10 protein-coding genes are annotated in these 12461 nt (G+C 31.1%); 5 read left to right on the forward strand and 5 right to left on the reverse strand.

Annotation, left to right across the window (positions count from 1 at the left end):
• Window positions 1-40 precede the first annotated feature (40 nt).
• The 3 genes from H8K90_RS08310 (at window position 41) to H8K90_RS08320 (ending at window position 2406) form a co-directional block, all read left to right on the forward strand.
• A complete protein-coding gene (locus tag H8K90_RS08310; protein ID WP_186845498.1) occupies window positions 41-889 on the forward strand; it encodes a T9SS type A sorting domain-containing protein in 849 nt (282 codons plus the stop codon).
• Window positions 890-1048: 159 nt separating this feature from the next.
• Window positions 1049-1846, forward strand: coding sequence for a DUF1853 family protein (locus tag H8K90_RS08315; protein ID WP_222611339.1), 798 nt, complete (start codon window positions 1049-1051; stop codon window positions 1844-1846).
• A complete protein-coding gene (locus tag H8K90_RS08320; RefSeq protein WP_315970269.1) occupies window positions 1846-2406 on the forward strand; it encodes a pseudouridine synthase in 561 nt (186 codons plus the stop codon). Before H8K90_RS08315 ends, H8K90_RS08320 begins: the two co-directional genes overlap by 1 nt.
• Here the strand turns inward: H8K90_RS08320 and H8K90_RS08325 are convergent.
• Together H8K90_RS08325 and H8K90_RS08330 are read right to left on the reverse strand one after the other, a co-directional pair.
• Complete coding sequence (locus H8K90_RS08325; protein ID WP_186845500.1) at window positions 2396-3139, reverse strand: hypothetical protein; 744 nt, start codon at window positions 3137-3139, stop codon at window positions 2396-2398. The two genes, H8K90_RS08320 and H8K90_RS08325, sit on opposite strands and share 11 nt — an antisense overlap.
• A 100-nt stretch (window positions 3140-3239) precedes the next feature.
• Window positions 3240-4754, reverse strand: a complete 1515-nt coding sequence (locus H8K90_RS08330) for a DEAD/DEAH box helicase (RefSeq protein ID WP_186845501.1) — start codon at window positions 4752-4754, stop codon at window positions 3240-3242.
• Between the two features lie 136 nt (window positions 4755-4890).
• Here H8K90_RS08330 and H8K90_RS08335 point away from each other — a divergent pair, with 136 nt between their 5' ends.
• A complete protein-coding gene (locus H8K90_RS08335; protein WP_186845502.1) occupies window positions 4891-5460 on the forward strand; it encodes an ExbD/TolR family protein in 570 nt (189 codons plus the stop codon).
• Here the strand turns inward: H8K90_RS08335 and H8K90_RS08340 are convergent.
• Window positions 5453-5869 carry a 3D domain-containing protein gene (locus H8K90_RS08340; protein ID WP_186845503.1) on the reverse strand — a complete coding sequence of 139 codons (417 nt, stop codon included), beginning with the start codon at window positions 5867-5869 and terminating at the stop codon, window positions 5453-5455. The genes H8K90_RS08335 and H8K90_RS08340 overlap by 8 nt on opposite strands.
• Window positions 5870-6398: 529 nt before the next feature.
• A complete protein-coding gene (locus tag H8K90_RS08345) occupies window positions 6399-8717 on the reverse strand; it encodes a T9SS type A sorting domain-containing protein (RefSeq protein WP_186845504.1) in 2319 nt (772 codons plus the stop codon).
• Window positions 8718-8898: 181 nt separating this feature from the next.
• Here H8K90_RS08345 and H8K90_RS08350 point away from each other — a divergent pair, with 181 nt between their 5' ends.
• Complete coding sequence (locus H8K90_RS08350) at window positions 8899-10197, forward strand: dipeptidase (protein WP_186845505.1); 1299 nt, start codon at window positions 8899-8901, stop codon at window positions 10195-10197.
• 229 nt (window positions 10198-10426) lie between these two features.
• On the opposite strand, the gene H8K90_RS08355 is transcribed toward H8K90_RS08350, so the two are convergent.
• On the reverse strand, window positions 10427-12427 hold the full coding sequence (locus tag H8K90_RS08355) for an alpha-ketoacid dehydrogenase subunit alpha/beta (protein ID WP_186845506.1): 2001 nt from the start codon (window positions 12425-12427) through the stop codon (window positions 10427-10429).
• Between the last annotated feature and the right edge of the window lie 34 nt (window positions 12428-12461).

Below are 12461 nucleotides of genomic sequence, written 5' to 3' on the forward strand. Positions count from 1 at the left end.
AGATTCATTTTTTATTTAAATGCTTAGTTTTATTTTTATTATGAAAGCACTTAAAATTATATCGTTTTTAAATATTTATCTCTCAGTTGTTTTTTTTGGAGCAAGTTTAGGTAATATAAACTCTTATTCTCCTCTAGATCAAAACGGTAAATATGTAACAAGCCATTATACCAATTTAGGTATAACATCTCAAGCTCACTTTGGGTATTTAAAATTAGAATTAAGTTCTAGTTCCTCAAGCTACAGTACCGATTTTTATTTTAACAGTAATGCATCAATAGGTTTAGATCCAGGTTATGATTCTGCAATTTTTGAAGGAAATTTACCAGATTTGGCTATATATTCATATCTCGTTCAAAATAATGATGGTACCACTTTTGCCATTCAATCATTAAGTGATGCAGATATGCAAAATGTTAATATTCCATTAGGTATTAATGCTAGTCAAGGTGAAGAAGTTACCATAAGTATATTTGAAACAGATTTACCCGAATCTATTGATATATATTTAGAAGATACATTAACAAATGAGGTTACATTACTAAATTCTAATGATTACGTTTTTACACCAGCAAATGATATAAGCGGAGAAGGTCGGTTTTTTATAAATTTTCAAGGTGAATCACTAAATATCGAAGAGCCATCATTAACAGATCTTATTATAGCATTTAATTCTAAAGACAAGTCAATTGTTATTAAAGGTCAATTGAAAAGTGAAACTATAATTAAGCTTTTTGATTTAAATGGTAGAATGTTAATTCATGAATCTTTAAACACAACGAGTACACTTCAATCTATCGATGTTACAAGTTTAAGTACAGACATTTACATATTAGAGCTAGTCTCTAGTACAAATGAAAGACGTACTCAAAAATTAATTATAAGATAGTAGGTATAGACAAAGCATAATGCCTATATTTTGGATAATATCTGATTTTACTTAAATAATTAGTGCCTTTTATAAGGTGATATAGCATTAATTTTTTTACTTTTTACGTGTATCTAACGTAAAGCACCATTTGTGCCTCGTTTAACGTGAATTTTAAAAATGAAGCAAAGATTTTTAGGTTATTTAAACACTCCTTTTATAAGTGGAAGCAATAATATTTATGGATTAAAACCATATCTTTTTAAGAATCGAAAAAATTACACATTTACAAATACGTTATTTAATAATCAGCGCTTAGGAAAATTAGTAGAGCAATTTGTATATTTTCAATTACAACAAGATGATAATGTTGAAATTTTAGATACCAACGTTCAGATTAAAGATAACAAACAAACGGTTGGAGAGTTGGATGCTTTATTATTGAGTGAAGGTAAGCCTATTCATTTAGAAGTTATCTATAAATTTTACCTTTATGATACAATTCATAATTATGAAGAACCACTAGCCTATTGGATTGGTCCAAATAGAAAAGACACTTTACTTTATAAATTAGATAAGCTAAAAGACAAGCAATTTCCATTATTATACAATGAATTAACCCAATCGTATTTACAAAAACACAAACTATGTCTTAAGACAATTTCTCAGCAACTATTTTTTAAGGCACAATTGTTTATGCCATATGACCTTCAGGATTTAGATATAACTCCTCTGAATAAAGATTGTATTGCTGGCACTTATGTTTCAATTCATAATATTTCAATATTAAAAGACTTTAAATTTTATGTACCTAAAAAGTTAGATTGGTTAATAGAACCAAACAATGATGTTGACTGGTTAGATTTTTATGTAGCAAAATCTATTATTAAAAATCAAATTGATGAAAATAAATCGCCTTTAGTTTGGTTAAAGATTAGCACTACTGAAATAAAAAAATGCTTTATAACATTTTGGTAGTGAAACAGCAATACTATAAAATATATAAGCCTTACGGTTATTTAAGTCAGTTTGTAAATCATCAAAACAAAAGAAGAAATAAAAAACTTTTAAGCGAGCTTTATGATTTATCAGTGAATGTAATGGCTGTTGGTCGTTTAGACGAAAAATCTGAAGGTCTACTATTATTAACTACTGATGGAAAGTTTAGTAATTATATAACTAGTTCTAAAATTGAAAAAGAATACCATGTTATGGTAGATGGTTTAATTACTGATGAAGCTATTTTAAAATTGCAAAGTGGTGTTGAAATTTCTGTAAATAGTAAACCTTATATAACAAAACGTTGCGACGTAAAAATTATTAGAAACACGTCTCATATTATAGATCGCTTTGTTAGAGATGAAAGACATGGAAAAACATCATGGTTGTCTATAATAATCACTGAAGGTAAATTTAGACAAGTACGTAAAATGACAGCTAAAGTAGGTTTCCCAACATTGAGATTAGTGAGGGTAAGAATTGGAGATTATAAACTAGATACAATGGAGCCTAGTAATATTTTGCCAATTAATTATTAGAAGCAGAATCGTCTTTATCTTCTTCTTTCGCTGTTTTTTCTTTTATAACTACTTTTTCATTATGAAAGATAATAGTTGCTTTTACACCTGTAAGTAGGTTCCATTCTTTAGAAGAAATTACTTTACCCTTATCATCATACACAATAAACTCTGCAGTGTTAGGACCAGATTCTCCTTGGTTTAATGCAATAATATCTACAGTATTTTTTCCTTCAGCTAAGTTAACTTCAACACGTCTGTAATTACTTTTTAGTAACAAATTGTGTTTTACAATGTAGCCATTAAGCATTATTTGTACACGGTCTCCATCTGGATATTCGTGATCTCTACATACAATATTAACAAATTTAGTGTCTACACGATGTTCTCCTAAAAACTGATCGGACATAGTTTTAATTATGCCACCTTTAGCAGCTTCTTTTTTCCAACGTTTTTCGTAAATTTCACTAGGACTTTTTAAACCATCATCATCAATCATAGAAAATGGTTTTTCAGATTCTTTAATAACAAATTTCTTCTTTTCGTTATTAGTATCTTCACTTTTCTTATCTGCCTCTTTAATTGGTTTGGGAGCAACTTTTATTTTTACTAGTGCTGAGTCTTTTTTCTTTTTAGACGGTTCTGCCGGAATTCTAACAGATTTACTCTCTTTATCCTTAACCTTTTTCTGGGCAAAAACCACGCTACTGCAAAGTATGCAGAACAATACTAATATGATTTTAAAGGTTTTCACTTTTATCTAAATAAGTTTTGTTTAACGAGTAATATAAGATACAAAAATCGTACCTATTTCAAAATAAACGTATAAAAATCTAAATCCTTACAAAAAAACGTTAAAACTTACCATTAAAACTAATACGCAATTTTCGGTTATATTCTTCAAAAAGCCAATCTTTATAGTTTTGAGTACTATTCATAATACAATAACAATACTGCTTAATACGATATGCTATTTCATCTTGAAGGTCTTTTATTAACTCTCTTGCATCATAAACATCTTCACTATTTTCTATACATATCTGCGAGTGTTGTTCTATGGAACGCTCTATAACGGTAAAGGATTTTTTTCCTAAACTAATAACATCTTTATAAACTGCTTTTACATCAAAATCTAAGGACTTTGACTTTTTAAACTTAGCTTTTATAGTATCTGGCATGGTATAAACAAAATCGCGTTCTAAAGCTTCATCATCTACCATGTTTTCTAAATAGAAATCTGGATATTTAAAAATATGCTCCCAATCTACTGGCTGATTCCAAGGGCCGAACCTAGCAACATTGTTTCCTAAATCTATAACCTGAAAAGTATTTCTATCTTTATATATACGACTACCACGACCAATCATTTGAAAGTATAAGGTTAATGATCGTGTTGCTCTATTTAATATAATAGATTCAACTGAGGGCTCATCAAAGCCAGTTGTTAAAATACTCACAGAAGATAAAACAGCATCTGGAGTTTTATTAAACCATTCTAAAATTTCTTTTCGCTCTTGTTTACTTGCTGTGTTATCTAGATGCTGTACATTGTATCCTGCCTTTTTAAAGGTGTAATACACTTCTTTTGAGGTGTAGATACCATTATTAAAAATTAGCGTTTTCTTACCCTTTGCTAACTCTTCATAAGCTAATAAAAGCTTAGACTGCATTAAACTATTTGTGTATAAAGCTTCAGACGATTTAACAGTATAATCACCATTTATACCAATCTTTAAAGATGTTAATCCAACATCATAATGATAAATGTCTGCATTTGCCAAAAAACCATTTTTAATTAATGTAGAGATATCATCACCAACAATAAGCTTATTATAATTATCCTTCATCGGTAGCTTAATATTACTACTCAATGGTGTTGCTGTAACTCCTAAAATAAAGGTTTGCTCAAAAAACTTAAACAATTTTCTGAATGAATTATAGTGTGCCTCATCGATAATAACTAATCCTACATCTTTAAGCTCAAAGTCCTTGTCAGAAAGTCTATTGTTTAATGTTTCTACCATTGCTACAAAGCATTGATATTCGTCTTGATCTGGCAAGGTTTTTACCTTACTATTAATTACTTTATTTTTAACATTAAAACCTGAAAGCACATTAGAAGTTTGTTTGCACAGTTCAATTCTATGGGTAAGAATTACTACTTTTTTCTTATGTTGTGCAATGTACCGTCTTACAATTTCAGAAAAAATAACCGTCTTACCTCCACCTGTAGGTAATTGATAAAGGAGGTTAAAATCATCAGACTCATCTCGCATTACATCAAAAATGCGATTAAGATCTTTTATTTGATAGTCATAAAGGCTTTTCTCAGTTACATTTACGTTTATCGATTCTATTTCTATAGACATGTAGTTGTTTTCCTAAACGGTTAATTTTGCAAAAATAGCACATTGTAAGTGTTTTTAAAGGGATTGTTAACAAGATTTAACAAGATTGGTATTGTTATTGTGTTTTATAAATAATTAACATTTAAATAATTATATCATGAAATCATTTAGAAGACATTCTGCGACGGTCAACGCAGGATCTATGGCAGACATTGCCTTTTTATTACTTATTTTCTTTTTAGTGACAACTACAATTTCTGCCGATAAAGGTATTTTACGAAAGCTTCCTGGTGAATGTCCACCCAATACCAATTGTACAGATAAAGTTGCAGAGCGCAATCTTTTGAGAATTGCTATAAATAGCAATCAGGAAATTATGATTGAAAATGACATTGTACCTATTGATGAGATTCAAAGTAAAGTCATAGCTTTTGCAGATAACAATGGTAAATCTAATTGTGATTATTGTGATGGTGAGCAATCTGCTAACCTATCAGATCATCCAAAAGATGCTGTAATTTCATTAAGTCATGATGCTTTAACTAAATATCAGTTATTTGTTTCTGTTCAAGATGAAATTACCAAAGCATATTACGATTTAAGAGCACGTTATGCCAAACAAAAGTTCAATAAGACACCGGATCAATTAACAGAGGCAGAATTAGATATTGTGAAAAAGGCGTATCCATTTGTGGTTTCTGAAATTATGGTAAAGCGTACTAATTAACTATTGAGTCATTTATCTTAGTACAGTACTTAATGTTCAGTTTCTTTTTGCCCCATTTTTTTGCTTTTTTAACATCTGTACCCATATAAATATCTATACGTTTTCTCCAACGTTTGTTCATTTTATCTTTAACCGTGAATAAACTATCAAAGCCTTCAATTTTAACTTTTGTATTATGTACCAGACCAGAATCTAATAAATCTCTCGATACTGCAATGTAAAGTAATCCTGGTTTTAGACTATCACCAAAGGCAGTTATATGTGGATTAGAATTAGTTTGATAAGCTAAAGAGTTATAGGCTGTAGCTGTTACTTTCATTTTTTTTGAAGTACATTCTCCATCTACTGCATCATTACATGCTAGTAATGTGCATATTATAAGAATTATTATACCACTATTTAACTTCATATTATAAATATACTCATAATAGTTAAATTTTGTTAAATTACTACCTTGTTATGCAAAGTACTGTAACAAAACAATTTTTATAGCGTCTATTAAGTATAAATCAATTAAAAAACAAAATCATGAGAACATTAAACAGCAATCAATTATCAAGTAAATCATCAGAATCTAAAAGTTATACTTGGAATAGTAAAAGACGTTATAGATAATTTATCTAAAACAATTCATCAATCAATTAAATCAAAACAATTATGAGAACTTTAAACAACAATCAATTAACAAGTACATCTACAGAATCTAAAAGTTATACTTGGAATAGTAAAAGACGTTATAGATAATTTATCTAAAACAATTCATCAATCAAAAATCAAAAACAATCATGAGAACTTTATCAAAAATTGTCAATACATCTAACAGTTTAGATGATGACTTAGAAACAATTAAAATTTAGTTGAATTCTTAAATAAATTATAAATAAAAAGCCAATTACGATTAAAGTAATTGGCTTTTTATTTAAAGTGAGATAAGCTTATTATTTCTTAACAATCTTTTTGGTTATCGATTGTGATGCTGTTGATAATTTCACAAAATACATACCGCTTAAATACGATGACATATCTATTTGATTAATGCTATTAGAATTTAAACTTCCCGCAGATACACGTTGACCAAGTGTATTAAATATTTGGTAATTCACAGCTTCATTAGCAACGTTTAAGCTAATGTTTAAATCATCTTTTACTGGGTTTGGATAAAAGCTAATTAAACTTTCGAGATCAAATTCATTAGTGCTCAAAGGATTTTGAGCATTGAATAAAACAGATTCACTACTACCAAATTGACCACCATTTATAATTACATTACCATTGGCGTCTTCTAGATTATAAGAACCGTCACCAAAAATACCACAGCAAATACCATCATCAGCCGAATCAAAAATGGTAAATGTGTAACAATCATTAGAAACAGCAGGTATATTTATTATTTCTTGGTATGATGTAGCATCAGCATATGGAAATAATGGGCCATTGCTCACCAAATTATTAGAGCTATCTCTAAGCTCCCATGTGGTTTCATCACCATAATTATCAGTTAAGATGTTAAAAACGACAGTAGAAGTTGTGTAAGATGGTGATACCGTAAAGTTAAATACAAATAAATCGTTATTAGTATTCTCATCTGAAGTTCCGTTTGGGTCACTAACACTTATTGTAAATGAATGAGATCCTGGACTTAAATTACCGTAAGAAGGTGTCGCAACAACTTCTGATGCATTAGTCGCTAAATTTCCAGTCCAATTTACCATTGTGCTAGGATCAGAATCTAAATAATAGGAAACATTTGCAGAGGTTAAGTTTAAGTTTCCAGGATTAATTAATGTTACTTGTGGTGCAAAACTAGCGCCACATAGCTCCGAACTATTAGAACCTGCACTAACCCTTGCATCATTATCATATGTTTCTAAAGGAGGATATTGATTTATCACTTCAACACCAGAATTAGAAGGATCTAACCATTCTTTAAGCCTACTCGATTGTGAGCTTCCAAAATCCCAAGCTACATCAAAACGACCATAATAATCGAAAGCTCCATTGTTTGATGTACCATTACAAGCCGCAGCTCCACCAGAAAGCATACCTATTAAATGTCCTGTTTCATTATATAAAGCTGAACCCGAAGAACCTGGCTCAGTAACACCTAACTCCCATTCATCGATATACCACATTTGCGTATTAGAATTTCCATTAAAACCTACAACTGCTCTATATGCACCATCATCTTCTCTACATACTTTTTGTATATCTCCATTTGGGTGATGAATACCAAAGTTTACTACAGGAACATCTGTAGTAGATCTATTCCAACCTGCCCAAACAACATCAGGATTATTATTAAAGAAATTTGTATCGGTAATTTCTACTAATTCCATATCGGATTGTGAGCTGTTAGCTCTAACAACTGATCCACTTACGGTTTGATTAAATGTACCATTAGTGCTATTTGTATTGGTTGAACATGATGGGTTTGGACTTCTCCAATTAAAGCGAAACGCCCAACCAGCTTCACCTCCACTACAATGATTTGCGGTCATAAAATAAGGTGTGCCATCGTTATTGGTATTGTTAACTAATGTACCAGAACAAATACCTGTACCTCCATTAACAGTTATCATCGCATTAGCTTTTTTTACATTTTCTTTTACTGTATCTAAACCAAATGGATCATTAGGTGGTGTAATATCACAATCAACATCTTGATTACATGCGCCAGAATCGTTAAGAGCTTTTTGATATGTTTCTGCCGTTCTATAACCATGTATCACAGAACCAACAACAATTTTAGCTTTACCAGTAACATGAGCTGGTTGATAGTATTCAATCCATGCTTTATTACCATTAACAAACCAAGTGCCCAAAATTTCTTCAGGATTATTATTATGATGCGTAAATGGTCTTAATAAATCATCTTTTTCATCATTATAAACATAGAGTTTTGCCCCTTCAGGAATCTTAAACACATCGAACATAAAGTTTAAAGTATAAGCATCCTTAGAAGTGTAAGACATTCTCCAAATTTTATCACCATTCTCTAAAGTTGTCCACTCACCTACTTCATTAAAATCATGATCTACATAAATATCGTGACCAAATCTCCATGGTTTTGATTTATCTTTATCATTGATTACATCTTCATCTTGTAATTTCTTTAAATCAAATGAAGGTAATTTATAAGGTTTAACATTAGTTAAATTATCTAAAGTCCAACTTGGTGGCTTTACTTCATCCGGAATTTCTTGTGCAAATGATAGTGTGGTAACCAATGCTAACACATAAAGTAATTTTAATTTCATAACAGCTATTATATTAATTAAGAATTACTAAAATTAATACTTTATAAACGATTAGCTTATTCAATTTTTAAGATTTCCTTAACAGATAGACGAAAAGCGTATAACATCGATAAAAAGCACGAAAGTTGAATAGGCTTTGATTCAAATAAAAATCTGCATACTTTTAAAAAAACTAATCCACATGAAATACAAAACCATTCTTATCTTTTTACTGCCATTGACATTAATAATGAGTTGTAAATCTGAAATTTCTAAAGAAGATCGACTTATTGCTGATGCTAGAGCTATACATAAACGTGTTATTACACTAGATACGCACTGTGATATTAATGTGAAAAACTTTACAGATTCACTTAATTACACACAAGATTTAGATACACAGATTACCTTACCAAAAATGAAAGAAGGTGGTTTAGATGTAGCCTGGTTTATAGTTTATACCGGACAAGATTCATTAACAGAAGCTGGTTATAAAAAAGCATATGAAAATGCTATGTCTAAGTTTAATGCTATCCATAAGTTAGTAGAAGAAATTGCTCCAAATGATATTGAACTAGCTTTAAATTCTGAAGATGTTAGGCGTATTGATGCCAAGGGTAAAAAAGCAGCCATGATAGGTATAGAAAATGGCTACCCAGTTGGTTTAGACCTTAGCAACGTTGAAAAATTCTATAAACTAGGTGCGCGATATATGTCTTTATCTCACAATGGTCATAGTCAACTTTGCGATAGTAATACTGGCGAACGTGATAGTATATGGTTGCATAATGGATTAAGTGATTTAGGTAAACAAGTGGTTACAGAAATGAATCGCGTTGGTATGATGATAGATGTATCACACCCATCAAAAGAATCTATGCGACAAATGATAGAATTAAGTAAGGCACCTATAATTGCTTCGCATTCCTCTGCTAGAGCTTTGTGTAATCACAGTAGAAATTTAGATGATGAACAACTTGGTTGGTTAAAGGAAAATGGTGGCGTTGTACAAACTGTTGCCTTTACATCTTATTTGAATACTGAAAAATATGAAGCTCGTAATAAAGCAATGGAAGATATACGTGGTAAAATTATAGACTCTTTGGATATAACTTGGTACAACTGGAGTGAGTTTAGAGCATTAGATGAACCAACCCAAATGGAATTTGTTGCAAATAGAAAAAGGGTTATGGACATTGCCAATGAAAAAGCTAACCAAATAAAAGATTTCCCAGCAGCAGTAAGTGTAGAAGATTTTGTAAACCACATCGATTACTTAGTAGAAAAAATTGGAATAGACCATGTAGGTATTAGTAGCGATTTTGATGGTGGTGGCGGAATTGAAGGCTGGGGCGACGCTTCAGAAACCTTTAATGTTACTTTAGAACTGGTAAAACGCGGTTATACTGAAGCACAGATAGAACAACTTTGGAGTGGTAATTTACTTAGAGTTTTGGATGAAGTTGAGACTGTAGCTAAGGAGATTCAATCTAAAAGTTGAGAAAAAGAATAAAGAAAATACTGCTTATATGGATAATTGGAAACCTTTTTTTATTATTTAAATATGTGTTCGATCAATATACTCTTCGATGTGAACCGTGTTTATCAAATACAACCTGTTCTTCTTGTCTTACCCAATTTATGGAAGATTTTTTTATTTATTTAATGATATATAATATTATTATCTCAATAGTATTGTTCATTTTTACTAAGAAATAACTTTTATATCCTTAAAAATCTAATAAAGTCCTTAAAGCACGTTCAAATTTACCTTTAGCCATATACTGTTCTTCTAATTGCCCAATAAATGGAATAGGCGTTTCCATACTAGCGACACGCTTTACTGGTGCATCTAAATATTCAAAACATTCTTCCATTAACATGGCAGAGATATCACTGGCAATACCACCAAAGAGAGAGTCTTCTTGTAGAATAATTGCACGTCCTGTTTTCTTTACAGAGTTAAATATTGTGTCTTTATCTAAGGGTTGTAATGTTCTTAAATCAATTAGGTCTGCAGATATTTCCGCATTATTTTCTAGAGTTTCAAGAGCCCAATGTACTCCGGCTCCATAAGTAACAATCGTTACAGCACTACCTTCTTTTAAAAGTGTCGCTTTACCAAATGGTAACGTATAATAATCCGTTGGCACATCTTGTCTAATACTTCTATATAAGGCCTTATGCTCAAAGAACAACACAGGATTTGGGTCATTTACTGCGGTAGCTAATAAACCTTTAGCATCATAAGGAAAGGCTGGGTATACTACTTTTAATCCTGGCGTCTTTGTAAACCAAGCCTCATTAGTTTGTGAGTGAAATGGTCCTGCTGCTACACCTCCACCACATGGCATTCTTAGAACAACATCTGCCTGTTGCTGCCATCTGTAATGAGATTTTGCTAAATAATTAACTACAGGATTAAAGCCAGAGGTAACAAAATCAGCAAATTGCATTTCTACAACAGCTTTAATACCTGCAATAGATAATCCCATTCCAGCTTCAACAATTGCAGATTCACAGATAGGTGTATTGCGCACTCTTTCTTTGCCAAATTGCTTAATAAAGCCTTCTGTTATTTTAAAAACACCACCATATTCTGCGATGTCCTGTCCCATTAATATTAAGTCTTTGTGCTTTTCCATAGATTGTTTTAAACCTTGAGAAATAGCATCAACTAAACGTAATTCTTTTGTTTCTTTATTAGGTGTAACTTCTTTATAATCATATGTTTTATAAACATCATTTAACTCAGTAGTTTCATTCGGAATTATATCCTCTTCAGCATAAGCAGAATCTAAAGCAGCCTCAATTTCAGATTTAATTTCAGCATTATAAGCTTCGTCAATTTCAGTAGTTAATATTTTTTTACTGTAAAGGTAACTTCTATAGTTTTCAATTGGATCTTTAGCTTCCCATTCTTCCATTAATTCCTTTGGAACATACTTGGTGCCACTAGCCTCTTCGTGTCCACGTCGTCTAAACGTTTCAAATTCTATTAAAATTGGTCTTGGACGTTTTCTAATACTTTCTACTAATTTTTTAACCTTGGTGTAAGTTTCAATGATATTATTACCATCTAAAACAAAAGACTCAATACCATAACCTTTTCCTCTATCTGCTAATTGCTTACAATGATATTGCTCACTAGTTGGTGTAGAAAGTCCATAACCGTTATTCTCTATGCAGAACATTACTGGTAATTGCCATACTGAAGCTACATTTAAAGCTTCGTGAAAATCACCTTCACTAGTGCCTCCTTCTCCAGTAAATACTGCCGTAACTTGGCCATTTTGCTTTAAAAGATTAGCTAATGCAATTCCATCTGCAACACCCAATTGTGGTCCTAGATGTGATATCATACCAACAATATTATACTCTTGTGTACCAAAATGAAATGACCGATCTCTTCCTTTTGTAAATCCACTTGCCTTACCTTGCCATTGACAGAACAATCGATGCAAAGGAATTTCTCTAGTGGTAAAAACACCAAGGTTGCGGTGCATTGGTAAAATATATTCACTTGGTTTTAAAGCCATAGTAACACCAACAGAAATTGCCTCTTGCCCGATACCAGAAAACCACTTAGAAATTTTACCTTGACGCAATAGAATTAACATTTTTTCTTCTATAAGTCGTGGCTTAAGCATATTATAATAAAGCTTTAGTAAACCTTTATCACTTAAATTTCGTTTGTCGTAGTCTATATTGCTTTTGGTTATTGTGGGCATAAATTTTTCTTTCAATGATATTCCAAATGTAATA

Source organism: Winogradskyella echinorum, from assembly GCF_014297365.1.
GTDB classification, from domain to species: Bacteria; Bacteroidota; Bacteroidia; order Flavobacteriales; family Flavobacteriaceae; genus Winogradskyella; species Winogradskyella echinorum.